23 protein-coding genes and 1 pseudogene are annotated in these 25,733 nt (G+C 66.7%); 12 read left to right on the forward strand and 12 right to left on the reverse strand.

What is annotated here, in order from left to right:
* Positions 1 to 66 precede the first annotated feature (66 nt).
* The 5 genes from TK49_RS20815 (at position 67) to TK49_RS20835 (ending at position 5,802) form a co-directional block, all read left to right on the forward strand.
* Positions 67 to 822 (forward strand): DUF3348 domain-containing protein, encoded by a 756-nt coding sequence (locus TK49_RS20815; protein ID WP_045219689.1) that lies wholly within the window; start codon positions 67 to 69, stop codon positions 820 to 822.
* A 9-nt stretch (positions 823 to 831) separates the two neighbouring features.
* Positions 832 to 2,931, forward strand: a complete 2,100-nt coding sequence (locus TK49_RS20820; protein WP_045219691.1) for a DUF802 domain-containing protein — start codon at positions 832 to 834, stop codon at positions 2,929 to 2,931.
* Positions 2,928 to 3,581, forward strand: a complete 654-nt coding sequence (locus TK49_RS20825) for an OmpA family protein (protein ID WP_045219694.1) — start codon at positions 2,928 to 2,930, stop codon at positions 3,579 to 3,581. The genes TK49_RS20820 and TK49_RS20825 overlap by 4 nt, the downstream gene beginning before the upstream one ends.
* Complete coding sequence (locus tag TK49_RS20830) at positions 3,568 to 4,119, forward strand: DUF2894 domain-containing protein (RefSeq protein ID WP_045219696.1); 552 nt, start codon at positions 3,568 to 3,570, stop codon at positions 4,117 to 4,119. The genes TK49_RS20825 and TK49_RS20830 overlap by 14 nt, the downstream gene beginning before the upstream one ends.
* Before the next feature lie 267 nt (positions 4,120 to 4,386).
* The gene (locus tag TK49_RS20835; protein WP_045219698.1) at positions 4,387 to 5,802 is read left to right on the forward strand and encodes a nucleobase:cation symporter-2 family protein; all 1,416 of its coding nucleotides are present in this window, start codon (positions 4,387 to 4,389) and stop codon (positions 5,800 to 5,802) included.
* A 27-nt stretch (positions 5,803 to 5,829) separates the two neighbouring features.
* Here the strand turns inward: TK49_RS20835 and TK49_RS20840 are convergent, their stop codons facing one another.
* Both TK49_RS20840 and TK49_RS20845 read right to left on the reverse strand, forming a co-directional pair.
* Complete coding sequence (locus TK49_RS20840; RefSeq protein ID WP_045219700.1) at positions 5,830 to 6,912, reverse strand: aldose epimerase family protein; 1,083 nt, start codon at positions 6,910 to 6,912, stop codon at positions 5,830 to 5,832.
* Positions 6,909 to 8,132 (reverse strand): XylR family transcriptional regulator, encoded by a 1,224-nt coding sequence (locus TK49_RS20845; protein WP_045219703.1) that lies wholly within the window; start codon positions 8,130 to 8,132, stop codon positions 6,909 to 6,911. The genes TK49_RS20840 and TK49_RS20845 overlap by 4 nt, the downstream gene beginning before the upstream one ends.
* A gap of 270 nt (positions 8,133 to 8,402) precedes the next feature.
* On the opposite strand from TK49_RS20845, the gene xylF reads away from it, so the two are divergent.
* The 5 genes from xylF (at position 8,403) to TK49_RS20870 (ending at position 14,011) form a co-directional block, all read left to right on the forward strand.
* On the forward strand, positions 8,403 to 9,431 hold the full coding sequence (xylF, locus tag TK49_RS20850; RefSeq protein ID WP_027679277.1) for a D-xylose ABC transporter substrate-binding protein: 1,029 nt from the start codon (positions 8,403 to 8,405) through the stop codon (positions 9,429 to 9,431).
* An 81-nt stretch (positions 9,432 to 9,512) separates the two neighbouring features.
* Positions 9,513 to 11,096: a D-xylose ABC transporter ATP-binding protein gene (gene xylG, locus TK49_RS20855; protein ID WP_045219704.1), complete on the forward strand. Its 1,584-nt coding sequence runs from the start codon at positions 9,513 to 9,515 to the stop codon at positions 11,094 to 11,096.
* Positions 11,093 to 12,295, forward strand: coding sequence for a sugar ABC transporter permease (locus tag TK49_RS20860; protein WP_045219705.1), 1,203 nt, complete (start codon positions 11,093 to 11,095; stop codon positions 12,293 to 12,295). Before xylG ends, TK49_RS20860 begins: the two co-directional genes overlap by 4 nt.
* A 46-nt stretch (positions 12,296 to 12,341) precedes the next feature.
* Positions 12,342 to 13,109 carry a D-xylose 1-dehydrogenase gene (gene xylB, locus TK49_RS20865; RefSeq protein WP_045219706.1) on the forward strand — a complete coding sequence of 256 codons (768 nt, stop codon included), beginning with the start codon at positions 12,342 to 12,344 and terminating at the stop codon, positions 13,107 to 13,109.
* Entirely contained in the window at positions 13,106 to 14,011 is a 906-nt protein-coding gene (locus tag TK49_RS20870) for an SMP-30/gluconolactonase/LRE family protein (protein WP_045219707.1), read from the forward strand. Before xylB ends, TK49_RS20870 begins: the two co-directional genes overlap by 4 nt.
* Here TK49_RS20870 and TK49_RS20875 read toward each other — a convergent pair.
* Positions 14,002 to 15,186 carry a fumarylacetoacetate hydrolase family protein gene (locus TK49_RS20875; RefSeq protein WP_045219708.1) on the reverse strand — a complete coding sequence of 395 codons (1,185 nt, stop codon included), beginning with the start codon at positions 15,184 to 15,186 and terminating at the stop codon, positions 14,002 to 14,004. The genes TK49_RS20870 and TK49_RS20875 overlap by 10 nt on opposite strands.
* Positions 15,187 to 15,325: 139 nt before the next feature.
* Here TK49_RS20875 and TK49_RS20880 point away from each other — a divergent pair, with 139 nt between their 5' ends.
* Complete coding sequence (locus tag TK49_RS20880) at positions 15,326 to 16,081, forward strand: IclR family transcriptional regulator (protein ID WP_045219709.1); 756 nt, start codon at positions 15,326 to 15,328, stop codon at positions 16,079 to 16,081.
* An 85-nt stretch (positions 16,082 to 16,166) separates the two neighbouring features.
* Positions 16,167 to 17,182 (forward strand): annotated as a pseudogene (locus tag TK49_RS20885) (LacI family DNA-binding transcriptional regulator).
* 21 nt (positions 17,183 to 17,203) lie between these two features.
* On the opposite strand, the gene TK49_RS20890 reads toward TK49_RS20885, so the two are convergent.
* The 9 genes from TK49_RS20890 to TK49_RS20930 all read right to left on the reverse strand — a co-directional run bounded on the left by TK49_RS20890 (position 17,204) and on the right by TK49_RS20930 (position 25,479).
* Positions 17,204 to 18,988 (reverse strand): IlvD/Edd family dehydratase, encoded by a 1,785-nt coding sequence (locus tag TK49_RS20890; RefSeq protein WP_045219710.1) that lies wholly within the window; start codon positions 18,986 to 18,988, stop codon positions 17,204 to 17,206.
* A gap of 254 nt (positions 18,989 to 19,242) precedes the next feature.
* Complete coding sequence (locus TK49_RS20895) at positions 19,243 to 19,425, reverse strand: glycine zipper 2TM domain-containing protein (protein ID WP_045219711.1); 183 nt, start codon at positions 19,423 to 19,425, stop codon at positions 19,243 to 19,245.
* Positions 19,426 to 19,496: 71 nt separating this feature from the next.
* Positions 19,497 to 20,054: a YggT family protein gene (locus tag TK49_RS20900; protein ID WP_045219712.1), complete on the reverse strand. Its 558-nt coding sequence runs from the start codon at positions 20,052 to 20,054 to the stop codon at positions 19,497 to 19,499.
* Positions 20,055 to 20,377: 323 nt separating this feature from the next.
* Positions 20,378 to 21,370, reverse strand: a complete 993-nt coding sequence (locus tag TK49_RS20905; protein WP_045219713.1) for a sulfonate ABC transporter substrate-binding protein — start codon at positions 21,368 to 21,370, stop codon at positions 20,378 to 20,380.
* 97 nt (positions 21,371 to 21,467) lie between these two features.
* Positions 21,468 to 21,761: a DUF971 domain-containing protein gene (locus TK49_RS20910; RefSeq protein ID WP_045219714.1), complete on the reverse strand. Its 294-nt coding sequence runs from the start codon at positions 21,759 to 21,761 to the stop codon at positions 21,468 to 21,470.
* The gene (locus TK49_RS20915; protein ID WP_045219715.1) at positions 21,748 to 22,707 is read right to left on the reverse strand and encodes a HEAT repeat domain-containing protein; all 960 of its coding nucleotides are present in this window, start codon (positions 22,705 to 22,707) and stop codon (positions 21,748 to 21,750) included. Before TK49_RS20915 ends, TK49_RS20910 begins: the two co-directional genes overlap by 14 nt.
* Positions 22,708 to 22,714: 7 nt before the next feature.
* Positions 22,715 to 22,960, reverse strand: a complete 246-nt coding sequence (locus TK49_RS20920) for a 4Fe-4S dicluster domain-containing protein (RefSeq protein WP_045219716.1) — start codon at positions 22,958 to 22,960, stop codon at positions 22,715 to 22,717.
* A gap of 9 nt (positions 22,961 to 22,969) precedes the next feature.
* A complete protein-coding gene (locus TK49_RS20925) occupies positions 22,970 to 24,694 on the reverse strand; it encodes a fumarate reductase/succinate dehydrogenase flavoprotein subunit (protein WP_045219717.1) in 1,725 nt (574 codons plus the stop codon).
* Positions 24,691 to 25,479, reverse strand: a complete 789-nt coding sequence (locus TK49_RS20930; protein ID WP_045219718.1) for a GntR family transcriptional regulator — start codon at positions 25,477 to 25,479, stop codon at positions 24,691 to 24,693. Before TK49_RS20930 ends, TK49_RS20925 begins: the two co-directional genes overlap by 4 nt.
* Positions 25,480 to 25,733 lie beyond the last annotated feature (254 nt).

Genomic DNA, 25,733 nt, shown 5'->3' on the forward strand with positions numbered 1-25,733 from the left:
CCCGACGACCGGCTGGAGCGGTGCGGGCGGCAGTGTAAACTGCTGCCTTTTTTTGGCCCTCACAGCATGGCGCACGCCCAGCATCGCACCGCGCTCAGCGGCCCTGCGCTGATCCGCTTACTTGCCCGGCTGACGGACGTCGATGTGCGCGAATCGGCGCAGCCGCTTTCCGACCGGCTCAGTCAATGGCTGAGCTGGACCGATGCCATCACGCTTTCGACCGCGCTGACGGCGAGCCCTCCGGCGCTCGCCTCCAGCGGCAGCCGCATTGGCCCGGCCGATGCGGACGGCATGTGCTCGCGCGTGCGCGCGGCGCTCGCCAAGGCCATCGCTTCCACGTGTGCCCCCGAGCCACGCACCGGCGCACTGGGGCGCCAGCCGGTGCTGGGCACCGCCGTGGCCACCGCCGACTATGCGGATTTCCGCCAGCGCTACGTCCTGATGCAGGACCGCATGGAGCTGGAGATCGGCGGCCTGCGTGGCCGCCTGCGCCGCGTGCTGGCCGCCTCGACGCCTGACCTGGCCCGTCTTGCAGTGCTGGACGCCAGCATGGAGCAGGCCCTGGGCGCACGCGAACGCACACTGCTGGGCACCGTGCCGACGTTGCTTGGCCCGCACTTCGAGCGGCTGCGCGCTGCCGCGGAGGCGGGCGGAGCGGCAGAAGCGGCTGAGCGGCCAGACGGGGCCTCTGCCGCCCCACCGACACCATCGCGCGCGTGGCTGGAGGCGTTCCGCAAAGACATGCAGAGCGTGCTCCTGGCCGAGCTCGATGTGCGTTTTCAACCGGTCGACGGGCTGCTCGCGGCCCTTCGATCCTGCTAAGCGGACACCATGTCCAGACAACACCTGAATCTCTTCGTCTTTATCGCCGGGCTCGCCGCCTTGGGGTGGATTGCCGTCGGCTACATTGTCGGCGCGAATCCGCTGGCATTGATCGTCACGCTCATCATCGGCGGCGTCTACGTGGCGGGGGCGCTCGAGTTGCGTCGTTACCAGCAGGCCACCGCAACGCTGGCGACGGCCGTGGACGGCTTGTCGGCGCCGCCGGCCACGCTCGGCGGCTGGCTCGAACAGCTGCCGCAAAGCCTGCGCAACGCCGTGCGCCTGCGCGTTGAGGGCGAACGCGCTGCGCTGCCGGCGCCCGCGCTTACGCCGTACCTGGTCGGGCTGCTGGTGCTGCTCGGCATGCTCGGCACCCTGCTCGGCATGGTCGTGACGCTCAAGGGCACCGGCGCCGCGCTCGAGAGCGCGACGGATCTGCAGGCCATTCGCGCATCGCTCGCTGCGCCGATCAAGGGGCTCGGCTTCTCGTTCGGGACGTCGATTGCCGGCGTGGCCACATCGGCCATGCTGGGCCTGCTCGCTGCGCTGTGCCGGCGCGAGCGGCAGCAGGCCGTGCAGGCGCTCGACGCGCGGATCGCGACGACGCTGCGCATGTATTCGCATGCCCATCAGCGGGAAGAAACGTTCAAGCTGCTGCAACGGCAAGCCGACGTGATGCCCGCGCTGGTCGACCGGCTGCAGGCGATGATGGCAGCGCTCGAACAGCAGGGCGCCGCCAGCAGCGAGCGGCAGATCGCCAATCAGCAGGCATTTCTCGAGCGGGCCGAGGCGGCCTATCGCGACCTCGCCTCGTCGGTGGGGCAATCGTTGAAGGACAGCGCCGCCGAGAGCGCCCGCGCGGCAGGCTCGGTGCTGCAGCCGGTGGTCGAATCGACCATGGCGGGGCTCGCACGCGAAACCGCATCGTTGCACGGGGCCGTGACGCAGGCACTCCAGCGCCAGCTGGACGAGGCGTCGCACCGTTTCGAGGCGACGACGGAGGCCGTCTCCACGCTCTGGGCCAATGCCTTGCGCGACCATCAGCGCGCCAGCGAAGCGCTGGCCGGTCACATGGGCGCATCCGTGGATCGGCTGGTCGAGACGTTCGAGCAGCGCTCGGGCGCGTGGGTCGACAGCGTCTCGGCCCGCCTGGAAACCACGGCGGCACAGCTGTCCGGCACGTGGAACGATGCTCTCGCGCAGCAGGCGCGCACGCAGGCCGAGCAGGCCAGCCGGCACCAGCATGCCCTCGAGCAGGCGGCTGCCACGTTCGAGCAGCACGCGGCAGCGCTGCTGCAGGCGGTGGATCGCTCGCACGCGACATGGCAGACGCAACTCGAGGCGCGCGACCAAGAGCGGCTTGCCACGTGGGCCGACACGCTGGGCTCGACCGCCGCGACACTGCGCGAGGCGTGGGAGCAGGCGGGGGCCGACACCGCACGTCGCCAGCAGGCCATCTGCGACGCGCTGGAGCAGACCGCACGCGACATCTCCGCGCAAACGCAGGCCCATGCGCGCGAGACGATCGCCGAAATCTCCCGGCTCGTGCAGGCCGCGTCGGAGGCGCCCAAGGCCGCTGCCGAGGTGGTGGCCGAATTGCGCCAGAAGCTCTCGGAGAGCATGGCGCGCGACACCGCGATGCTCGAAGAGCGCACGCGCCTGCTGTCGACGCTGGAAACGCTGTTCGATGCCGTCAACCATGCATCGACGCAGCAGCGCTCGGCCGTCGATGCGCTGGTCGCGACATCGGCCGGGCTGCTCGAGCGCGTGGGCACGCAGTTCACGGACCGCGTGGAAGCCGAGACCGGCAAGCTCGGTGCCGTGGCCGCGCAGGTAACGGGCAGCGCCATCGAGGTGGCCAGCCTGGGCGACGCCTTCGGGGCGGCCGTGCAGCGCTTCGGCGAGTCGAACGACACGCTGGTCGCGCACCTGCAGCGTATCGAAGCCGCGCTGGAGAAGTCGCTCACCCGCAGCGATGAGCAACTCGCTTACTACGTGGCGCAGGCCAGGGAGGTGATCGACCTGAGCATGCTGTCGCAAAAGCAGATCATGGAAGACCTGCAGCGCCTGGGCAGCCAGCGCGCGCGTGCCGGAGCCGAGGCGGCATGAGCGACGAGATCGACGGCGGCGTGGAAGCGACCGCGCCCGTCTGGGCCGCGTTCGGCGACCTGATGTCGGTATTGCTGGGCGCCTTTGTGCTGATTCTGGTGGGCGTGATCGGGGTGCAGCTCGAGTTGTCGTCGAAGCTGGAGCGCGAGGTCAGGCAGCGCGAGGCCGAGGCACAGCGCCGAAAGACCCTGGAGCAGGCATTGGCTGGCCCGCTGGCGGCGGGGCGGGTGACGCTGGTCAATGGGCGCATCGGCATCAACGGCAGCGTGCTGTTCGCCCTGAACTCCGACCAGTTGCAGCCCGAGGGCCGGGCCTTGCTCAAGAGCCTGGCGGGGCCGCTGGCGGCGTACCTTGAGTCGCGCGACGAAATCCTGATGGTGAGCGGCTTTGCCGACGACCAGCAGGTGCGCGCAGGCAACCGCCTCTTTGCGGACAATTGGGAGCTGTCGGCCAAGCGCGCGCTGACGGTCACGCGCGCCCTCATTGACGAGGGCATCGCCGCGTCATCGGTCTTTGCCGCCGCGTTCGGCTCGCAGCATCCCGTGAGCTCGAACGCCGACGACGCGGGGCGCGCAAAGAACCGGCGCGTAGAGATTGCTCCCGTACCGCGTTCGGCCGCATCCAATGGCGCACCCCATGCGCAACACTGAACACCTCGTCGGGCCGAACGCGATGCAGATGCAACGCATCGAGGCGTTGCGGCGGCGCGCGGCAGGGCAGACGGGCGAAGTGCGCCGCTTGCTCCATGAACGCCTGGCCGAGCTGCAGGCCGCCTGCCCGGTCGATGCCGAGCCCCCGCAGCCAGCGCCGCCCTCTGGCGCAGGGCCCAGCCCGCTGGCGGCGCTGCTGGGCGACATCGAGCACCATCGCGGCGGCCGCAGCGGCCACCCGCCGCTCGACATGCTCGAAGAGGTCCGCGCGCTCTGGTCGCGCCTCAGCGCCGAAAAACAGGTGCGCGAGTCGCTGGACAAGGTGCCCGTGAATGCCGGCCCGTTGAATTCGCTGAGCCTGGTGCACCGTTCGCTGTCGTTGATGCGCACCGTTTCGCCCGAGTACCTGCGGCAGTTTCTCGGCTACATCGATGCACTGTCGTGGCTCGAGCAGATGGGCGGCGACACGGCCACCACGCCGGGCGACGCAGGCCGGACGCCTGGGGCGAGAAAGGGCGCACGTAGCAAGTCGCGCTAGCGGGTCGTCGGCCGCCGTCACGTTCCTTCTTCCTGACGTCGATGCCCCTGGCGGGCCAGCGCGTGATGCGTGGCGTGCACCCGCATTCCGGAACGCAAAATATGTACACAAAAAACGGCGGTAATTGTTGACATAAAAATAGCAGCGGCCCAAGATTCCGGCCAATACGCGGCATCACGCCGCTCGAATACTGGCAGACGGAGCCCCCGCCGCCTGCCCCAAGCACGCTTCCGGCACGAACACGGGAGCGGCCCCCGGAGACAGACAATGCGCCCATCCTCAGGCCAATCCTCGGCTTCCGCGTCGACCCACGTCGATCCCGTCAACGAGTTCCTTCCACTGCCGCGCCTGTTCGCGCTCGGGCTGCAACACCTGCTGGTGATGTACGCCGGCGCCATTGCGGTGCCGCTGATTGTCGGCAATGCGCTCGGCCTGTCGAAGGGTGAACTGTCCTATCTCGTCAATTGCGACCTGTTTGCCGCCGGTGTCGGCACGCTCATCCAGTCGCTCGGCTTTCTGATTTTCGGGATCCGCCTGCCGGTGATGATGGGTGTCACGTTTGCCGCGGTGGCGCCGATGATCGCCATTGGCGTGGAGCCGGGCATGGGGCTGCCAGGCATCTTCGGGGCGTCGATCGTCTCGGGCGTGTTCGGCATTGCCGTTGCGCCGCTGATGGGGCGGCTGCTGGGCCTCTTCCCGCGTGTGGTGACGGGCACCGTCATCATGCTGATCGGCTTTTCGCTGCTGAGCGTGGGGATCAACTGGGCCGCAGGCGGCCAGCAGATGATTCCGCAGGTGGTGGACGGCGTGAAACACATGGTGCCGAACCCCGCGTTTGGCGATCCGTTCGGCCTGGCCATTGCCGCGCTTGTGCTGGTGACGATCCTGCTGCTGACCAAGTTCGGCAACGCATTGCTGTGCAACATCGCCGTGCTGCTGGGCATCGTGACGGGCACGCTGGTGGCGGCGGCGTTCGGCAAGGTGTCGCTGGCCGATGCCGGCGCGGCGCCGCTGATGACGCTGGTGACGCCGTTCCATTTCGGCATGCCGAAGTTCGAGCTGTCGGCCATCATCTCGATGTGCATCGTGATCGTGATCACGCTGGTGGAGTCGACCGGCATGTTCCTCGCGCTGGCGCACGTGGTCGGCAAGCCCATCTCGCGCAATGAACTGACCAACGGCCTGCGTGCCGATGGTCTGGCGACGGTGGTGGCGGGGGTGTTCAACACGTTCCCGCATACGTCGTTCTCGCAGAACATCGGGCTGGTGTCGATCACGGGCGTGCGCTCGCGCTATGTGGCGGCGGCCGGCGGGGTGCTGCTGATCGTGCTGGGGCTGTTTCCGAAGCTGTCGTACGTGGTGGCATCGGTGCCGCAATACGTGCTCGGCGGGGCGGGCATCGTGATGTTCGGCATGGTGGCCGCGGCCGGCATCCGCATGCTGGGCATGGTGGATTTCCAGCAGCAGCGCCACAACCTGCTGATCATCGCGGTGTCGGTCGGCTTTGGCATGATGCCGACGCTGGCGCCGGCCTTCTTCCATCACTTCCCGGACTGGACGCGCCCCATCACCCACAGCGGCATCGTGATGGGCACGCTGGTGGCCGTGGTGCTGAATGCCTGGTTCAACGGCATCCGCGGCTCGCACGAAGTCATGCACGGTGCGGCCGCAGCCGCGCATTGAACATCCAACGCCGCGCTTGAACGCGGTTCAGGTTTCTCCGGCAACCGAGACGCGGTATGCGGTGTGCTGCCGGTAGACCTGGCCCGGGCGCAGCATGACCGCTTCTGCATCGGGCATGTTGACCTGGTTCGGAAACGCGCTCGCTTCCAGACACAAGCCGCTGCGTTGGGCGTGCGTGCCCGACAGCATGTGGCCCGAATAGAACTGAAGCCCGCGCTGATCGGTCAGCACGGTCAATTCGCGGCCGCTGCCGGGTTCATACAGCCGCGCGACCGGGCGCACATGCGGGCGATCGTCCGGTGCCGTATTGCGCAACACGAAGCAGTGGTCGAATCCGCCCGCCTGCGCCAATTGCGCGTTGGGCCAGTCCAGCCGCGCGCCAATGGGTGCCCCCTGCCGAAAGTCGAATGCCGTGCCCGCGACACTCATCGCTCGCGTCGGGATCAGCTTGGCATCGACTTCCAGGAAGGCATCGGCATCGATCGACAGGATGTGGCCCCGGATGTCGGTGCCGGGTCTGCCGCTCAGGTTGAAATACCCGTGGCTGGTCAGGTTGATTGGCGTGGGCGCGTCGGTGCGGGCTTCGTAGTCGATCGACAGCGTGCCGTCGTCGTCCAGCGCATAGCGGACCTGCACGGCGACATTGCCGGGGAATCCGGCATCGCCTTCCGGAGACGTGAGCCGCATGACCAGTGCGCCGTCCTGGTCCTCGGCGTCCCATAGCGCCCGATGAAAGCCGCTCGCGCCGCCGTGCAGCAGGTTGCCGCCCTCGTTGCGGTCGAGCGCGTAGTCGATGCCGTCGAGCGTAAAGCGCGCGCCGGCAATCCGGTTGGCCCAGCGTCCGATCAAGCCGCCAAGATAGCCTCCCGATTCAAGGTAGGCCGCAGGCGTCGCATGGTTGAGAAGAATCTCGCCCAGGCGCCCGCTGCGATCCGGCGCCTGCCAGGAGACGAGCGTCGCCCCCAGATCGCTGATCGAAACGCGCATGCCCGAGGTATTGCGCAGCGTGAACAGCCGAACCGGCTCGCCGTCCGGCAAGTGCCCCCACGTTGCTGACGAGATGGCGCCGTCGAGCGGCGCGTGTGCGGAGAGCGCGGGCGCGATGCTCATGATTGGCTCTCCGTGGTGGCGCGTTCCTGGTATTCGCGCGGCGTGCAATCCAGCTCGCGGCGGAATACGGCATGCATGTATTGCGGGGAGGTAAAGCCGCAGCGCACCGCCACCTCGGCGGTAGCGACATCACGGCTGGCCAGCATGTGCTTGGCCGCGTCGAGCTTGTGGCGAAGGATTTCCTGGTGCACGGTGCAATGCAATTCACGACGAAAGTGTTCTTCGAGCGATGACCGCGAGATACCGACGTAGTCCGCGACCTGCTCGGTCTTGATTCCTTGGCAGGCGTATTGCCGAATGAAGTGCCGCGCCCGCATGACATACGGGCTGGCAAGCGGCTGATGGCGGGACGACGCCAGCACATTGATGCCCACGGGTGGCACGAGAATCTGCCGACCTGCCAGGCGCGCGCCGCCCAGCATCTGGTGCAGCAGATGTGCGGCGGTGCGCCCCATCTCCACGGTGCCCTGAATGACCGACGACAGCGGGATCCGGCTCAGCGTGCGCGTGAGCGGATCGTTGTCGATGCCAATGATGGCGATCTCTTCCGGCACGGCGAACCCTGCCGTCATGCAGGCTTGCAGCAGATGCCGCGCCCGCGCATCCGTCACGGCGATGATGCCGATGGGCTTGGGCAAGCCGCGCAGCCATTCGATCAACTGGCTGATCGCCTGATGCCAGGTCGGTGCGCTGGTCGACAGGCCCCGGTAAATCTCCTGATCAACGGGCGCGGCGGGATTGTCCTGCCGGCGCAAGCGCGTAAAGGCCAGTTCGCGCTGCTGTGCCCAGCGGTTCTCCGGCGCCTGGGGCAGGCTGTACAGCGCAAAGTGCTGCAGGCCGGCTTCGATCAGGTGCCGGTAGGCCAGCGCGACCAGCTTTCCGTTGTCCGTGGCGACATAAGGCTCCTTTGCGGGGTAGTGCGCCGGGTCCTCATACGAAGAGCCGACGGCCACCACCGGTAGCGGGCAACCGCGCAGTGCTTCGGCGACGGCGGGGTCGTCGAAATCCGCAATGATGCCGTCGCCGTCAAAGCGCTCGATGCCGGGCAGGCGGCAGCGGAAGTCCTCTTCCAGAAACAGGTCCCACGTCACGCGGGTGGAGCGCATGTAGTCGCCAATGCCCGCGATGATTTCGCGGTCGTACACCTTGTTGGCGTTGAACAGCAGCGCAATGCGATGAATCCGCGCGTGCTGCGATGGATCGGGCAATTGACGATGCATGGGCTGTTGGGGCGCTCGCGGTGGCAGGGGTTGCCATACGGCGGCGGTGCTGGGGCGTGCCGCTCGCCCGCACATTCTATGGGCTGCATGCGGCGCTGTCAGACGATGCCCGCCGGGTGGCAAGAAATGTTAGGGCGGTTGGGCAATTTCGTAATTGCCGGTGCCAAGGCGGCGCATGCACCATGCGACTGCCGTCGAGCCGGCCGAAATCTATTGCGGCGCAGCAGACGCCACGTCGGTACCCACCAACAAAAGAAGATGGAGTGAGACATGAAATCGAACCAACGCCGTTGTGTTCTGAGGGCCGCCTTTTGCGGTGCAGTGCTCGCCAGCCTGTCGATGGCGGCGCCCCTGGCGCACGCGAGCAAGGCGCATCCGGAAATTGGCTTCTGTATCGACGACCTGCGCGTGGAGCGCTGGTCGCGCGACCGCGATTACTTTGTCGCAGCGGCCGAAAAGCTGGGTGCCAAGGTGTCGGTGCAATCGGCGGACGCCAGCGAGCAACGCCAGATCTCGCAGATCGAGAACCTGATCTCGCGCGGTGTCGACGTGATCGTCATCGTGCCGTTCAACTCCAAGGCGCTGACCAACGTGGTGGCCGAAGCCAAGAAGGCCGGCATCAAGGTGGTGTCGTATGACCGCCTGATTCTCGATGCCGACGTTGATGCCTACATTTCGTTCGACAACGAGAAGGTGGGCGAGCTGCAAGCGCAGGGCGTCTACAACGTGCGCCCGAAGGGCAATTACTTCCTGCTGGGCGGCGCGCCCACGGACAACAACGCGAAGATGCTGCGGCAGGGCCAGTTGAAGGTGCTGCAGCCGGCCATCGACCGCGGCGACATCAAGGTCGTCGGCTCGCAATGGGTGCCGGAGTGGAGCGCTTCTGCGGCGCTGGGTATCGTTGAGAACGCGCTGACCGCGAACAACAACAAGATCGATGCCGTGGTTGCCTCCAACGACGGCACGGCCGGTGGCGCGATCCAGGCGCTGGCTGCGCAGAAGCTGGCCGGCAAGGTGCCGGTGTCGGGGCAGGATGCCGACCTTGCCGCCGTCAAGCGCGTGATTGCCGGCACGCAGACGATGACGGTCTACAAGCCGCTCAAGCTGATTGCCACCGAGGCCGCGCAGCTTTCGGTGGCGCTCGCCAAGGGCGACAAGCCGAAGTACAACGCGCAGTACGACAACGGCAAGAAGAAGGTCGACACGGTGCTGCTGCAGCCCACCCAGCTCACGAAGGACAACGTCAACCTGGTGGTGAAAGACGGCTTCTACACGCAGGCGCAGATCGGCGGCCAGTAAGGTCCCGCAGTCAGGGCCGCTTTGTGCCGGCGATGCGCCAACGCTGCATCGCCGGCCGCGTTCGTACCTCAAGGACGGGGCATGTCTGAATCTCTGTTGCAGATGCGCGGCATCGTCAAGACGTTCGACGGTGTGAAGGCGCTGGACGGTATCAACCTGGTCGTGAAGCCGGGCGAGTGTGTTGGCCTGTGCGGCGAGAACGGCGCCGGAAAGTCGACGCTCATGAAGGTGCTTTCGGGCGTCTACCCGAGCGGCACCTGGGATGGCGAAATCCTTTGGGAGGGGCGGCCGCTGCACGCGAGCGGTATTCGCGACACCGAGCGCGCCGGCATCGTCATCATCCATCAGGAACTGATGCTGGTGCCGGAATTGTCGGTGGCCGAGAACATCTACCTCGGCAACGAAATCACGCTGCCAGGCGGTCGCATGAACTACGCGGCCATGTACCAGGGCGCAGACAAGCTGCTTCGCGACCTGAACATCCAGGGCATCAACGTGGCGCTGCCCGTGATGCACTACGGCGGCGGCCACCAGCAGCTGATTGAAATTGCCAAGGCGCTCAACAAGCGCGCCAAGCTGCTGATCCTGGATGAGCCGTCGTCATCGCTGACGGCGGCGGAGACGCGCATCCTGCTCGACATCGTGCGCGACCTGAAAGCGCGCGGCATTGCGTGTGTCTACATCTCGCACAAGCTCGACGAGGTGGAGGCGGTGTGCGACACGGTTACCGTCATCCGCGACGGCCGCCATGTGTCGACTGCGCCGATGGACGCCCTCACCACCGACCGCATCATCGCGCAGATGGTCGGGCGCGAAATTACGCAGCTGTTCCCGCGTGAACCGCATGCCATCGGCGAGGTGGTGTTCGAGGCGCGCAATGTGACGTGCTACGACGTCAACAACCCGGCGCGCAAGCGGGTCGACGGCGTGTCCTTCGCGGTGCGGCGCGGCGAAATTCTTGGGGTGGCGGGACTGGTTGGTGCGGGGCGCACCGAGCTGATGCAGGCCGTGTTTGGCGCGTATGAAGGTGCCAGTGAGGCGGACCTCGTCCTGGACGGAAAGCCGTTGAAAATCCGCGCGCCGCTCGATGCCATTCGTGCGGGCATCGCCATGGTGCCGGAAGACCGCAAACGTCACGGCATCGTCTCGCTGATGAGCGTCGGGCACAACATCACGCTGGCCGTCCTTCAGCGTTTTGCGCGTCTCGGTCGCATCGACGGCGCGGCCGAACTCGACACGATCCGCAAGGAGATGCGGCGGCTTGCCGTGCGTGCAGCGCATCCGATGCTTCCCATAGCCAGCCTGTCGGGCGGCAATCAGCAGAAGGCGGTCCTCACCCGAATGTTGCTCACGGAGCCGCGCGTCCTGATTCTGGATGAGCCAACCCGTGGCGTGGACGTCGGCGCCAAGTACGAGATCTACAAGCTGATCGGTGACTTGGCTAAGCGTGGCATGGCCATCATCGTGATTTCGTCGGAGCTGCCCGAAGTGCTTGGCATTTCAGACCGCGTGCTCGTGATCGGCGAGGGTGAACTGCGCGGCGACTTCGTGAACGAGGGACTGACGCAGGAACACATTTTGACCGCCGCCATTCAGCCCGTCCGGCATACACCCGGGCACACACCCAGGCACGCACCCACTTTCCATCAGGCAGGTCACGCATGACTTCTCAAACCAGCCCACAAGCCGCCGGCGGGGTCGGCGATTCGCGCAATACGTTCAAGGCAAGCCAGCGCCTGAGGCAACTGTTCGCACGCTACAAGATCCTGGCGTTGCTGATTGCCGTGGCCGCGATCTGGCTGTTCTTTTCGATGCTGACCAACGGCGCATTCACCTCGCCGCGCAATCTGTCCAACCTGCTGCGCCAGATGTCGATCACGGGGATGCTGGCCTGCGGGATGGTGTTCGTCATCATCGCGGGCGAGATCGATCTTTCGGTCGGATCGCTGCTCGGCTTGCTCGGCGGCGTGGCGGCCATTCTGGATCAAGGACTGGGCTGGCCGATCACGGCGACGGTGCCCGTCGTGCTGCTGCTCGGCGTGGGCATGGGCCTGTTCAACGGATGGTGGTCGACCTACCGGGGCGTGCCGTCATTCATTGTCGGCCTGGGCGGCATGCTGGCGTATCGCGGCATCCTGCTCGGCCTGACGCATGGCTCGACGATCGCGCCGGTGTCGGACAGCTTCGTGCTGATCGGCCAGGGCTACCTGCCGCGCCGCGTGGGCGACCTGATGGCGGTGCTGATCTTCTGCCTGTTGATCTTCGTGGTGATCCGGCAGCGGCGTGAACATCGCCGTTATGAACTCGACGTTGCGCCGCTCTGGCAGGACGTCGCCAAGCTTGTCGTGGCGGGCGCGGTCATCGTCGCGTTTGTCGCCACGCTCAACAGCTATGGCGGCATTCCGGTGCCCGTTCTGCTCGTGCTGGCGTTGCTCGGTATTTTTTCTTGGATCGCCAGCCAGACGGTTTTCGGTCGCCGTATCTATTCCGTGGGTTCAAACCTCGAGGCCACGCGCCTGTCCGGCATCAACACCGATCGCGTGAAGCTTGCCATCTTCGGGCTCATGGGCCTGATGTGCGCGTTTGCCGGCATCGTCAATACGGCGCGCCTTGCTGCCGGTTCGCCCTCCGCCGGGACCATGGGTGAGCTGGATGCCATTGCGGCCTGCTTCATCGGCGGCACTTCCATGCGCGGCGGCGCAGGCACGGTCTACGGCGCGCTGGTCGGTGCGCTCGTGATGGCCAGCCTCGATAACGGCATGTCGATGCTCGACGTCGACGCCTACTGGCAGATGATCGTCAAGGGCGGGATCCTCGTGCTGGCCGTCTGGGTCGATGTCATCTCGCGCTCCGGCCGCCGCTGAGGGTGCGCTACACGTTTTATCTCCTTTGCTGTCACTGGAATCTCCTATGTCTTATGCGATTTATCCGAGCCTCGTTAACAAGAACGTTGTGATTACCGGCGGGGGAAGCGGCATTGGTGCGGCCATCGTCGAAGGCTTTGCCAGACAGGGGGCGCGCGTCACGTTCCTGGATATCGCGCGGGCTGACTCAGAAGCGCTGGCGGCGTCGCTGGGCGAATGCGCACATCCACCCGTCTTCCGCCACTGCGACTTGCGCGATATCGACGCGCTGAACGCCACGTTCGCGGACATCGAGGCCGACACCGGTCCCATCGACGTCCTGATCAACAACGCCGCGAACGATGACCGCCATCAGATCGGAACCGTGACGCCGGCGTATTGGGACAACCGCATCGAGGTGAACCTGCGCCACCAGTTTTTCTGCGCGCAAGCCGTGTTGCCCAGCATGAAGAAGCAGGGGCGCGGCGTGATCCTGAACCTCGGGTCGATCTCGTGGCACCTCGCCCAGCCGGACCTCGCCATCTACATGACGGCCAAGGCCGGCATTGAAGGGCTGACGCGCGGCCTGGCGCGCGATCTTGGCGGGTTCGGCATTCGCGTCAATTGCATCGTGCCCGGCGCGGTGCGCACGCCGCGTCAGATGGCGCTCTGGCAATCCCCCGAAAGCGAGGCCAAGCTGCTGGGCGAGCAATGCCTGCATGAACGCGTCGAGCCGGAACACGTGGCGCGCATGGCGCTGTTTCTTGCGTCGGACGACGCCGCGCGCTGCACGGCGCGCGAGTACTTTGTCGACGCCGGGTGGTACGGCGGATGATGACGCCGATCACTCCTGAATGCGTCTGGCGCGTTGGCGCCACGCTGGGTGAAGGCGCGGTGTGGCACGCCGCGTCACGCTCCGTGGTCTTTGTCGATATCAACGGCCGGCGGCTCTATCGCTATGACCCGGATACCGATGTGCGCCGCAGCTGGGTCGCGCCCGGCCAGATCGGCTTTGCGCTGCCCTGCGTTGACGGCAGTTTGGTCTGCGGCGTGCAGGGCGGTCTCTACCGGTTCGATTTCGCAAGCGGCATCTTCAGCCGCATGCTGCCCGTCGAGACCGATCGGCCGGGAAACCGCCTGAACGACGGCTATGTCGATCGCACCGGGGCGCTGTGGTTCGGCTCGATGGACGATGGGGAGCGCGAGCCGAGTGGACAGCTCTACCGCGTCGGTCGGGATGGCCGGTTGAGCGTGCGCGATTCAGGCTACGTCATCACGAATGGCCCGACCGCGAGCCCGGACGGCCGCACGCTGTATCACACCGATACCTTGCAGCGTGTGGTCTACGCCTTCGATCTCGGTGACGACGGCAGCCTCGAACGCAAGCGCGTCTTCACCGCCATCGACGGCACCGGCTACCCCGACGGCATGGCTGTCGATGAAGAAGGGTGCGTGTGGATCGCGTTGTTTGGCGGAGGCCGGATCGAGCGGTTCTCACCCGACGGCCGATGCGTCGGGCGCGTCGCCTTTCCGTGTTCCAACATCACCAAGCTCGCGTTCGGCGGCGATGATTTGCAGACCGTCTATGCCACCACCGCACGAAAGGGCCTGACGGACGAGGCGTTGCAGAAGGAGCCGCTTGGCGGCGGCTTGTTTATGTTTCGCGCGCCGGTCAAGGGGCTGCCATCCACGGAATGTGCCGTGGACGTTTCCGCAGCGAGGCCCGATCAATCCTGACGGACGAGCCCGCGCGCTGCCAGGTTGCGATACAGGGCGCGGACACCGAACGTCCACGGTGCGATCTCCGTCGACAGGCGGACCGTGTTGACCAGTGCGCCGAGGGGCGGGGCGCTGATCGTCACGCGGTCGCCGAGGTGGTGCGTAAAGCCGGCGCCCGGCGCGTCACGGTCCTTGATCGGCGAGAACATCGTGCCGAGGAACAGCATGAAGCCGTCCGGATACTGATGGTGCGGCCCACAGGTTTGCGCGACGAGGTCGAGCGGGTCACGGCTGATCTCGCTCATATGGCTCACGCCGTCGAGCACGAAGCCGTCGTCGGCGCCCTCAACGCGCAGCGATACCTGCGTCGTACGAATCGTGTCGATCGTGAAGTGCTCGTCAAACAGGCGCACAAACGGGCCGATGGCGCAGGAGCCGTTGTTGTCCTTGCATTTGCCCAGCAGCAGCGCCGAGCGCCCCTCGATGTCGCGCAGGTTCACGTCGTTGCCGAGCGCCGCTCCCACGACATGCCCGGCACTGCTGACTGCCAGCACGATCTCCGGCTCCGGGTTGTTCCACCGCGAGGCCGGATGCAGGCCCACATCGGCGCCGAACCCGACTGCCGACATCGGCTGCGATTTGGAAAACACTTCCGCATCGGGGCCGATACCGACTTCCATGTATTGCGACCACGCGCCACGGCGCTGCAGTTCGTCCTTGAGCCGCATGGCCGCATCGGAGCCGGGCTTGATCTTCGAGAGATCGGAGCCCACCACGCCGACAATGGATTCGCGCACGTCGCGGGCCTTGGCCGGGTCGCCGCCGGCCTGTTCTTCGATCACACGTTCGATCAGGCTGACGGCGAACGTCACGCCGCAGGCCTTGATCGCCTGCAGATCATTCGGTGCGAGCAGGGTGGGCGCGTTGCCTGCACGATCGGCGGCCAAGGAACGTTCGACGAGCGCTTCGACGCGGCCCAGGTCTTCCCCGGGTGCCTGCCGGGCGATGGCCAGTGCGTCAGGATGCTCGAACAGGTCCGACACGGTGGGCACGGCTTCCGTGATATCGAAAACGACACCGTTGCGTACCACCACGACGGATGGCCCCTCGCCGTTGGCCGTTGTGCGCCACACCCGACCGACGAGCGTTGCATGCTCAAGATCGTGCGGCAAGTAGTTGGCGATGTCGGTCATGTGCACTCCGTGAGTAGGACACCCCTGTTGCGAGGGAACCCGCGTGATCGTAGAGACGGCGATGCAGGGTGTCCAACAGCGTGACGCAATTTCCAACCTGTTGGACAATCTAGACACGCATGAACAAGGCAGGTTTCCAGTGAAGACAGACTATGAGGTGCCAGCGCTCAAGCGCATTCATGACGTGCTGGAGATACTCTGTGCGGCGACGTCTCCTGTGCGGCCGGCTGCGTTGGCGCAGGCGACGGGCATGTCCAGAAGCACGTTGTACCTGCTGCTGGAGTCGCTTGAAAAGCGCCGCTGGATTGAAAAGCGGGCCGACGGCTACCTGATCGGCTTGACGTTGTTTGAGCTGGGCAACGCCTATTTCCGCCACGACAGCTTGCTGGCCGCGTTCCGGCGCGAATCCGCCGCCTTCGTTGCCACGCACAACGAAGTCGTGCAGCTTGCCGTGCTCGACGGCACGGAGGTCGTCTATATCGCCCGGGAGGACGCGCCGCGGCCGGTTCGCCTGGTATCGGATGTCGGCCTGCGGCTGCCGGCCCATTGCTGCGCGCTCGGCAAGGCGCTGCTGGCGAGCCTCGATGACGAAGCGGTGTGTGCGCTGCTGCCGGCGCGTCTTGCCGCCATGACGGAGCGAACCACCACGCGCCGCGCCGATTTGCTCGATGAGCTTGAGCGCATTCGCATGCGGGGCCTGGCGACGGAGCGCGAGGAGGTGGTGGCGGGGCTGGCCTGCTTTGCGGCGTTTGTAGGTGTGACGCCGCTCGGCAAGCGCGTTGCGGTGAGTTCCAGCGTGCCGGTCAGCCGATTGGACGCCCGCCGGGAGAAGCGCCTCGTCGTCGGTGTTGCAGGCATGGCGGACCGCATCGGCCGCGCGCTCGCGCAGGCATAGCGGCGGGCTGCTGCGTGGCCGGTTCCGCTATGATCGCCACTCCTCTTTTTTCTTTCCTCTTTCCCTTGGCGCGTAGGCGTTTCTCATGACCAGCGGCACCACACCCCCTCGCATGGCCGATGTTGCGCGCGTTGCCGGCGTGTCGAAGATGACCGTGTCACGGGTGCTGGCAGGCGGCAGCGTGTCGCCCGAAACCCGCGCGCGCGTGCAGGAGGCCATCGACGCGCTCGGCTACGTTGCCACGGCCGCAGCCGGGATGCTGTCCAGCGGCCGATCGGAATTCGTCGCCGCCCTGGTGCCTTCGCTGGCCAGTTCCAACTTTGCCGATACCGTGCGCGGGCTGAGCGATGCGCTTGCGCCGCATGGTCTGCAACTGCTGCTGGGTGATACCGACTACCACCTCGATCAGGAGGAGGCGCTGGTGAAGTCGCTGCTGCGCCATCAGCCGCGTGGCATTGCCTTGACCGGTCGCCACCACAGTGCCGGCACGCGGGCGTTGCTGGAGCGCGCCGGCATCCCGATCGTCGAGATGTGGGATCTGCCTCAGCGCCCGATCGACAGGGCGGTTGGGTTCTCGAACGCCAAGGCGTCGCTCGCGATGGTGCATCACCTGCACAAACGGGGCTACCGACGCATCGGCTTCCTGTGCGGCGCCAGCGAACTGGACCGGCGCGGCACCGACCGCATGCGTGGATACCTAAGCGGAATCAAGGCGCTTGGCCTGGGCGAGCCGCGCGTGATCCGCCTGGGCGAATCGCCCATCACGATGAGCCACGGCGGCCCGGCGATGGCCGCTTTGCTGCAAGCGTGGCCCGATACCGATGCCGTGATGTGCGTGAGCGACATGTCCGCATTCGGCGCCATCATGGAATGCCACCGGCGCGGCATGTCCGTGCCCGGCGACATTGCCGTTGCGGGCTTCGGCAACTTTGAAGTCGCGTGGTGCTGCCATCCGACCATCACGACGATTTCCGTCGATGCCTATGGCATCGGCCTGCGCACGGGCGAGGTCTTGCTTGATGCGCTCGGCGTTGGCGAGGCCACGGGCGCCCCAAGCTCTCGCGCATCGACTTCAGCGTGGTCGAACGCGAGAGCGCATAGCGCGCGGCCTCATGCGCGGCGTCAATGCGAGTGCCGCGGATTGCCGCGCGTCTCGATCACGTTCAGATACAGGGTTGCCGGCTCCAGGCATCCGCCCGTCGAAAGCTGCCCGACAAACTGCCGATAGATTTCCTGCCAAGGCGTTTGCGACAGCGGCACGCTGAACGTTGCGGTTTCACGCCGGCGCTCAAGTTCTTCCGCGTCGACGAGCACATCGACCTTGCGGGCGTTGAGGTCCACGCGGATGCGATCGCCCGTGCGCAGGAGCGCCAGGCCGCCACCCGCCGCCGCCTCGGGCGACATGTTCAAAATGGACGGACTCGCCGATGTGCCGCTCTGCCGGCCATCGCCCATGCACGGCAGCGATTCGATCCCCTGCTTGACCAGCGCCGCCGGCGGCGCCATGTTGACGACCTCCGCGCTGCCCGGATAACCGACCGTTCCGCAGCCGCGGATGACGAGGATGCAGCGCTCGTCAATCTCGAGTGCCGGATCGTTGATGCGAGCGTGATAGTCCTCCGGCCCATCGAAGACGATGGCGCGTGCCTCGAACACGTTTTCGGCGCCGGGTTCGCTCAGGTAGGTCTGCCGGAATGCCTCGCCCACCACCGACATCTTCATGATCGCGCTGTCAAAGAAATTGCCCGACAGCACGATGAAGCCCGCCCGATGCTTGAGCGGCGCGTCCACAGGGAAGATGACATCGCGGTCGGCGTCGGGCGCGGCATCGGCAATCGCGCCGATCGTGCGGCCAGAGACGGTGCGGCAATCGCGCCGCAGCAACCCGCCCGCGTCGAGCTGGCGCAGCACGGCGGGCACGCCGCCCGAGCGGTGGAAGCTCTCCCCCAGATATTCGCCGGCCGGCATGCAGTTCACCAGCAGCGGCACCGATTCTCCGTGGCGCTGCCAGTCTTCGAGGCTGAGTTCCACGCCCATGTGGCGCGCGATTGCGATGAGGTGCGGCGGGCAGTTGGTCGACGCGCCAAGCGCCGAAGCCACCATGATGGCGTTCTCGAATGCCGCGCGCGTCATGATCGTCGAAGGGCGGATGTCTTCACGCACGAGGTCGACGATGCGCTTGCCCGTGGCATAGGCCATCTGCCCGCGCTCGCGATACGCCGCCGGAATGCTCGCGCACCCGGGCAGCGACATGCCCAGCGCTTCGGCCAGGCTGTTCATCGACAGCGCCGTGCCCATCGTGTTGCAGTGGCCGATCGACGGCGACGACGCGGTGGTCAGCTCCATGAAGCCTTCGTAGTCGATGTCGCCGGCAGCCAGCCGGTTGCGCGCATGCCAGATGACGGTGCCGGAGCCGACCCGTTTGCCTTCGTGCCAGCCGTCCAGCATCGGCCCACCAGACAGGACGATGGCCGGCAGGTCCACCGTGGCGGCGGCCATCAGGCAGGCGGGCGTGGTCTTGTCGCACCCGGTGGTCAGCACGACACCGTCGAGCGGGAAGCCGTGGAGGATCTCGACCAGACCGAGATACGCGAGATTGCGATCGAGCGCAGCAGTCGGGCGGCGACTCTGCTCGGCCAGCGGGTGAACCGGAAACTCCATCGGAATGCCGCCCGCGTCGCGTATGCCGGCCTTCACACGCTGCGCCAGCTCGATGTGGTGCCGGTTGCACGGCGCCAGGTCGCTGCCCGTCTGCGCGATCCCGACGATCGGCCGGCCTGACTGCAACTCTTCGCGCGTCAGGCCGTAGTTCATGAAGCGTTCTACGTAGAGCGCGGTCATGTCGGCGTGGCTCGGGTCGTCGAACCACAGCTGGCTGCGCAGTCTGCGTGGAGCTTGGGTGGGCATGGTGTCTCCGTCGTTGTGTGGCCGGGCTTCCCTCTGCGGGGGTGTTGGCGTGGCGATACACCAGCGTCCGCCGCTTGATTGGTACCGGTAACAACGAATGGTAGACCGGGATCACGACGCAGGCAATCAGCGGCGGGACCCCATTACCGCAGAGGGTGGCGCCGCAGTGCTCTCGGTGCCCGCTGCACCCGTTACGCTGCCTGCTGCGCCACGTCGTTCCTCAGCAGCCCGCGTGTGCGCTGGTTGGCCGAGGCTTACTTGCTGAGTTCGTGCCCGATGACGGCACCCGCGGCCGCACCGCCGATCGTGCCCGCCGGGCTGTGCGTCAGCTCATGGCCGGCCACGCCGCCTGCCACCGCACCGCCCGCCGTACAGCCGGTCAGCGTGGGCGCGAGCACGGCCAGGGCGCACACCAGTGCTGTTTTCCATGTCTTCATGATGCCCTCCGGAGAAGCCGGCCAGATGCAGCAGCCGGCATATCCGCAGGCGAGCAAAGCGCGTGCCGCCCTCACATGAACAGCGGCGACAGCGACAGGTGCGACAGGGCGATCACGATCACCTGCGCAATCACCAGCAGGATCAGCGGCGAGAGATCGAGCCCGCCCAGCGGCGGCACCACGCGGCGGATCGGGCGCAGCAGCGGATCGACCAGCGTGTTGAGGACGGCGCCCATGGGAGAGTGCGGCCCAACCCAGGACAGCACGGCCGAAGCGATCGTCACCCACACCAGCACGTTGAAGGCCCACTTGAGCACCGTGAAGAGCGCCGCCACAAAGCCCATCGGCAGAAACGCCATCGGGCTCAGGCCCACCGAGGCCAGCAGCAGAAGCAGATACACCAGCGCCGTGGCATAGGCGGCCACCAGGCACGACCAGTCGATGTAGCCAGTGGCGGGAATCACCCGGCGCAGCGGATGCACGAGCCACCCCGTCAGCTGGAAGATGGCTTGCGACAGCGGATTGCGCGGCGACAGCCGCACCGCCTGCGTCCAGGCGCGCAGCAGCAGCGCCGCGCCAAAGAGCGTGAAGATCGTGTCGAGCAGAAAACGCGTGATATCGCCGAACATGCGTCCGGATCTCCTATGGTCAGGTGGGCCAAAGCGTGAGGCAAAGGTGGCGCCCCGGGGGCGCGGTATTGTCGCACGGGATCTTTGCGGAACGCCCGTGCCGACACCCGCGTCATGATCGCCTTGCTGCCCATCCTCCGGACGCGAATGCCGGCGCGGCGGCCGGCCCTTCTGAGACAGCCCTGTCCGGTGCCGCCTGCAGAGCGGGCCTGCGCTGGCGAGCCTTGATGGCGTCCGGCACGGATGCGCTCGACCTGTGCCGGCCCGCTCGGCTGCGCCTTGACGACTTCCTGACCGACGTCGCTGCTGCGTGGCGGCCGCGCTTACAAGCCCGCCACCGGGAAGCTCGCCTGCCAGACCGCGCCCTGTACGTTCACCGCTTTCGGGATCAGCTTCTGCTGCAGGAACAGGTCGGCGATCTGCTGCTGTGACGCCACGATCTGCGGGGTGACCGGCGTTACGCCATAAGGCACGCGCCGCAGCCACGTTTCCACCACGGGTTGCTCGATGCCCAGCTTCGGCGAGAGCAGCGCTGCCGCTTCCTGGGTGTGCTGGTTCACCCACAGGCCCGAGGTGCGCAACTGCGCCAGGATGGCATTCACCGCGCGCGGATGCGTCTTCACGAAGTCCGGGGTGGCCTCGTAGAAGTTGAACACCGGCAACTCGCTGAAATCGCCCAGCGTGCGCGTCTTCAATGCCTTTTGCGCCAGCGCGTAATACGGATCCCACACCACCCACGCGTCGACGGCGCCGCTTTCGAAGGCGGCACGTGCCTCGGCCGGCGGCAGATAGATCGGCTGCACGTCCTGTACCGTCAGGTTCGCGCGCTTGAGCAACTGCACGAGCAGGTAGTGCGAGCTTGAGCCCTTCTGCAGCGCAATGCGCTTGCCCTTCAGGTCCGCCACGCTGCGCGCGGGTGAGCCGTCGAGCACGAACAGCGCCTCGTTCGTCTTGCCGCCGGGCTCGGCCCCCACGTAGACGAGGCGCGCACCTGCCGCCTGCGCAAACACGGCCGGTGGAGCGCCGGTATAGCCGAAGTCGATGCTTCCCGTGTTGAGTGCCTCCAACAGTTGCGGCCCGGCGGGAAATTCTTTCCACTCGACCTTGTAGCCGAGTTCGGCCAACGGTTTGTCGAGCGAGCCCTGCGCCTTGAGCACGGCGAGCAGGCCTGCCTTCTGAAAGCCGATGCGGACCGTGCCAGCCGGGTCTGCAGCATGTGCGAAGCCGGCGCTCAGCGCGAGGCCGGCGCCCAGCAGTGCGGCGAGCCAGCGTCGTCGCGCAGGCGATGCAGCGGTGTGGTGCGATTGGGTTTGCATGGTTCCTCCAGCGAGTTGGGTGGCGTGCGGCCGATGCTACGGACCGCGCGCGTGCGAAGGAACGAACAAGATTGCATGTGCATAGACGCCGGCAGGGTCAGCGTTTCACGGCGGTAGCGGCAAGCTCCGCCAGATAGGCCCATGGATAGACGCCGCGCGCATGTCCATCGCTGAACACCAGTTGCACGCCGTAGCCCACGGGCTCAATGCTGGTGATGCGCACGTCGGCCGGCGCGCGGATCGGCATGCCCTGGTGGCGCTCGAACTGGCACTCGGCGCATCGGCAGGCCCGGCGCAGCGCAGTGTGGTCGAGCGCGACGGACGCCCCGGGCCAGTGCACGCGCAGCGTGTGTGTGGCAACGTCGTTGTCGATGCGTTCAGGGGCTTGCACGGGTGCCCTCGAGCTGTGCCAGCGCGATGCGCACGGCTTTCACCACTTCCGGATCGCCGTCGCCTTCCGCACGGCGCAGGGCGGGCACGGCCGCGGCTGAGCCCGTTTCCCCGAGCGCAAGCGCGGCCTCCTTGCGCAGATTGCTGATCGGGTGGACGAGCAGCGCAGCGAGCGCCTCCACGGCATGCGCGGCGCGCCAGCGGCCGAGCGCGCGTGCAGCTTGCAGGCGGACTTGCCAGTAGTCATCGGTCAAGGCCTCCACCAGCGTCTGCGTGACGTGTGCGTTCGGTGCCAGCGCACGCAGCTTGCCGAGCGTGCCGGCGCTTTCCTCGCGCACGCGCCACGCGGTGTCGCGCAATGCGTCGAGCAGCGCGGGGAGGACCGATGCGTCCGCCGCAAGGCCGAGGGCGCCGACTGCGGCACGCCGTACCTCGGCGTCGTCGTCCTGGCGGGCGCGCTCGGCCAAGGCCGGCAGCGCCGCCACATGCTTGCGCCAGCCGAGCACGGCCACCGCTTCGCGGCGCACGGCGGCATCCGCGTCCTGCAAGGCTTGCAGTGCCGGCGCGTCGCTCTCGGGCACGCGCAGTTCACGAAGCCCGCGCAGGGCGGCGGCGCGCACGAACGCGCTTGCGTGGTCCACGTAAGGCAGCAGCGCGGGGGCCGAGTCCGCCGATTTCAGTTCACCGAGGCCGAGCGCCGCGGCCTCGCGCACGGCGGCATCGGCGTCTTCCAGCGCGCGGGCGAGCGCGGCGACGGTGTCCGGCCGTTCCCACGTGGCGATGATGCGCGCGGCTTCCAGCCGGACTTCGGGCGCGGGGTCGTGTGCAAGCAGCGCCGTCACCTCGGGCAGCGCGTCGGCGTCTTCCTCGTCGGCCAGTTGCAGCAGGGCGATGCGGCGTGTGGCGGCATCCGCATCGTGCAGGCGCGCCAGGGTCGTTGTCGTCATCGGCGCCTCAACGCAGCAAGTAGGGGATGTCGACCTTGACCGCGCCGGTCGGGCAGTCCTGCTCGCAGGGCATGCAGTACCAGCACTCGTCGAACTGCATGAAGGCCTTGCCCTTGGTCAGGTCGATGGCGAGCAGGTCGAGCGGGCAGACGTCGACGCAGACGGTGCAGCCCTTGTCGGCAATGCACCGGGCTTCGTCAATGGTGACCGGCGCGCTGCTGCGCGAGGCGATGTCGTGTGGGGTGTGGGGCATGGCGATGGCTCAGGCGGCTTGCGGAATGCGCAGGTGCGCGTACGAATCGGTGCCGTGCACGTCGACCGGGATGACGTACGGCTCGATGGCCTGCTTGCGGCTGGCCATGTGGCCGCGCGCATCCTTGTAGAGGCGCGTGTGGCAGAACCAGTTGGCGTCGTCGCGCTCGGGGTAGTCCACGCGATGGTGGTACAGGCCCCAGCGGCTTTCGGTACGAAAGAGCGACGCGCGCGCGGCCATCTCGGCGCAGTCCCGGATGAAGCTGACTTCCATTGCGCGCATCAGCTCGTGCGGATTGCGTGCGTGCAGGTGCGTGATGTCTTCGGCAATCTCGGCGAAGCGCCGCAGGCCGATTTCCATCTTGCGCGTGACCTTGGGCGGCTGCAGGTAATCGTTCACCATGCGGCGCAGCTTGTATTCCACCTGCGCGGGGGCGAGGCCGTGATCGCGTTGCAGCGGCGCAAAGATGCGCGTGCGCTCGCGTTGGATCTGCGCGTCGTCGACACGGGCGTCGCTTTGCCGGCCGGCGATGTAGTCCGCTGCGTTCTGGCCGGCAAACCAGCCATACGTGAACGCGCCGAGCATGTAGTTGTGCGGCACGGCGGCCATGTCGCCCGCCGCGTAAAGGCCCGGCACGGTGGTTTCCGCGCGCGCATTCACATACACGCCAGATGCGCTGTGCCCGCTGCAGAAGCCGATCTCCGAGATGTGCATCTCCACCATCTGCGTGCGGTAATCGGTGCCGCGCCCGGCGTGGAAGCGTCCTCGGCTGGGGCGCTCGTTGGTGTGCAGGATGGTCTCGATGGTCTGGATGGTTTCTTCGGCCAGGTGGTCGAGCTTGAGGAATACTGGCCCCTTGCCGCCTTGCAGCTCCTGGTAGAACTCCCACATCATCTGGCCACTCCAGTAGTCGCACTGGATGAAGCGCTCGCCGCGCGCGTTGGCGGTGTAGCCGCCCAGCGGGCCGGTCACGTAGGCGCACGCGGGGCCGTTGTAGTCCTTGATGAGCGGGTTGATCTGGAAGCATTCCAGGTTGGAAAGCTCCGCGCCCGCGTGATACGCCATCGCGTAGCCATCGCCCGCGTTGGTGGGGTTTTCGTATGTGCCCATCAGGTAGCCGGAAGCCGGCAGGCCAAGCCGCCCGGCGGCGCCGCAGCTCAGCACCACGGCCTTTGCGCGCACCACGAGAAAATCCGCCGTGCGGCAATCGAAGCCGAGCACGCCGCAGGCGGCCCCATCGGCATCCGTCAGCACGCGCGTGACGACGATGCGGTTCGTGATCTCCACCCGGGCACGCTTGAGCTGCCGATACAGCACCTTCTTGATGTCGTGCCCCTCTGGCATCGGCAGCACGTAGCTGCCCATGTGATGGACCTTCTTGACGGCATAGTCGCCGGTTTCGTCCTTCTCGAACTTCACGCCCCAGCGGTCAAGCTGCTCGATGGTGGCGAAGCTGTGCTGCGCATAGGCATACACGGCCGACTGATCGACGATGCCGTCATTGGCCAGCGTGATCTCGCGCGTGTATTGCTCCGGCGTGGCATGCCCGGGAATGACGGCGTTGTTCAGCCCGTCCATGCCCATGGAGATCGCGCCGCTGCGCTTCACGTGCGCCTTGTCGATCAGCAGCACACGCAGCGCGGGGTTGCGTTCTTTTGCCTTGATGGCCGCCATCGGGCCGGCCGTGCCGCCGCCCACGACGACGAGGTCGTACTCCAGTTCCAACGTGTTCATACGGTGCCTTGCAGAGAAAAGACCGATTGCGCCGATGCGGCCACCTGCCGGTCCAGCCGAAGCCGGTACTGGAAGGCGTCGCCACGGAAGCTGAGGCGTTCATAGTCGATGGGCGTGCCGTGCGCGTCGTGCGTCAGGCGCTCCACGCGCAGCAGCGGCGCACCGGCGCCCGTGTCGAGCGCGCAGGCGGTCGCGTGGTCGGCGAGCGCCGCATCGATGGCCAGCGTGGCATGCCCGAGCGCCACGCCCGCGTCCTGCTCCAGCACGAGAAACACGTCGCGCGTCACCAAGTCGGCCCTGGCGACGATGCGGCCGAGCGCTTCAGGCAGCCACGTCACCTCGAGCGACACCGGCGCTTGATCCAGCAGCCGCACGCGGTGCAATTCGGTGACGGGCGCGCCGGGTGCGAGGCGCAGCGCCTGCGCGACGTCGGCGGGGGCCGGCACCGCCTGCAGCTTCAGCACGCGGTTGCGGATCGCATGGCCCTGCGCGGACATCGCCTCGGCAAAGCCCTGCAGCGCCGTCACGTTCTGGAACGCCTTGGGCTGGCTCACGAACGTGCCCTTGCCATGGCGGCGGTAGATCAGTCCTTCGTTCTGCAGGTCGGCCAGGGCCTGCCGCACGGTGATGCGGCTGGCGCCAAACTGCGCACCCAGCGCCGCCTCTGAGGACAGCAGGGATGCCGGCGCGTACAGGCCGCTGACAATGCCCTCGCGCAGCGCGCCCTTGATCCGCTCATAGAGCGGCGGGGCCGGCAGGCGAGGGGAGGATGGGGATGTCGTCATCGGGGGCGAACTCGTTATGACAAGTGGGTGCGCCCAGTCTAAAAAGCCGGCGTTGGCAGGGGAACGAAGCTTTTTCGATATGGTTCTGCGGTTTTTGCGAGCGAAACCCTGCCGGGTTTTGTGCGTTGCACGATGCTGCAGTCGGGCAATCGATATCAAAACCGATATCCGTCGTGCCAGAAAAAAGCATTAGACGGTTATGTCTCGCTGTCCATAACATGGCTCAGCACGAACGGCAGCAACGCAGGCAGGGT

Origin of the sequence: Ralstonia mannitolilytica (assembly GCF_000954135.1) — a bacterium.
In the GTDB taxonomy this organism is placed as follows: domain Bacteria; phylum Pseudomonadota; class Gammaproteobacteria; order Burkholderiales; family Burkholderiaceae; genus Ralstonia; species Ralstonia mannitolilytica.

Bases quoted from the DNA above. Each gene is read 5' to 3' on its own strand.
- TK49_RS20870 (WP_045219707.1), top strand. From the start codon at position 13,106: ATGATGACGCCGATCACTCCTGAATGCGTCTGGCGCGTTGGCGCCACG.
- TK49_RS20920 (WP_045219716.1), bottom strand. From the start codon at position 22,960: ATGCCCCACACCCCACACGACATCGCCTCGCGCAGCAGCGCGCCGGTC.
- xylF (WP_027679277.1), top strand. From the start codon at position 8,403: ATGAAATCGAACCAACGCCGTTGTGTTCTGAGGGCCGCCTTTTGCGGT.
- TK49_RS20890 (WP_045219710.1), bottom strand. From the start codon at position 18,988: ATGCCCACCCAAGCTCCACGCAGACTGCGCAGCCAGCTGTGGTTCGAC.
- TK49_RS20815 (WP_045219689.1), top strand. From the start codon at position 67: ATGGCGCACGCCCAGCATCGCACCGCGCTCAGCGGCCCTGCGCTGATC.
- TK49_RS20845 (WP_045219703.1), bottom strand. From the start codon at position 8,132: ATGCATCGTCAATTGCCCGATCCATCGCAGCACGCGCGGATTCATCGC.
- xylG (WP_045219704.1), top strand. From the start codon at position 9,513: ATGTCTGAATCTCTGTTGCAGATGCGCGGCATCGTCAAGACGTTCGAC.
- TK49_RS20895 (WP_045219711.1), bottom strand. From the start codon at position 19,425: ATGAAGACATGGAAAACAGCACTGGTGTGCGCCCTGGCCGTGCTCGCG.
- TK49_RS20875 (WP_045219708.1), bottom strand. From the start codon at position 15,186: ATGACCGACATCGCCAACTACTTGCCGCACGATCTTGAGCATGCAACG.
- TK49_RS20905 (WP_045219713.1), bottom strand. From the start codon at position 21,370: ATGCAAACCCAATCGCACCACACCGCTGCATCGCCTGCGCGACGACGC.
- TK49_RS20835 (WP_045219698.1), top strand. From the start codon at position 4,387: ATGCGCCCATCCTCAGGCCAATCCTCGGCTTCCGCGTCGACCCACGTC.
- TK49_RS20825 (WP_045219694.1), top strand. From the start codon at position 2,928: ATGAGCGACGAGATCGACGGCGGCGTGGAAGCGACCGCGCCCGTCTGG.
- TK49_RS20820 (WP_045219691.1), top strand. From the start codon at position 832: ATGTCCAGACAACACCTGAATCTCTTCGTCTTTATCGCCGGGCTCGCC.
- TK49_RS20830 (WP_045219696.1), top strand. From the start codon at position 3,568: ATGCGCAACACTGAACACCTCGTCGGGCCGAACGCGATGCAGATGCAA.
- TK49_RS20915 (WP_045219715.1), bottom strand. From the start codon at position 22,707: ATGACGACAACGACCCTGGCGCGCCTGCACGATGCGGATGCCGCCACA.
- xylB (WP_045219706.1), top strand. From the start codon at position 12,342: ATGTCTTATGCGATTTATCCGAGCCTCGTTAACAAGAACGTTGTGATT.
- TK49_RS20840 (WP_045219700.1), bottom strand. From the start codon at position 6,912: ATGAGCATCGCGCCCGCGCTCTCCGCACACGCGCCGCTCGACGGCGCC.
- TK49_RS20925 (WP_045219717.1), bottom strand. From the start codon at position 24,694: ATGAACACGTTGGAACTGGAGTACGACCTCGTCGTCGTGGGCGGCGGC.
- TK49_RS20900 (WP_045219712.1), bottom strand. From the start codon at position 20,054: ATGTTCGGCGATATCACGCGTTTTCTGCTCGACACGATCTTCACGCTC.
- TK49_RS20930 (WP_045219718.1), bottom strand. From the start codon at position 25,479: ATGACGACATCCCCATCCTCCCCTCGCCTGCCGGCCCCGCCGCTCTAT.
- TK49_RS20860 (WP_045219705.1), top strand. From the start codon at position 11,093: ATGACTTCTCAAACCAGCCCACAAGCCGCCGGCGGGGTCGGCGATTCG.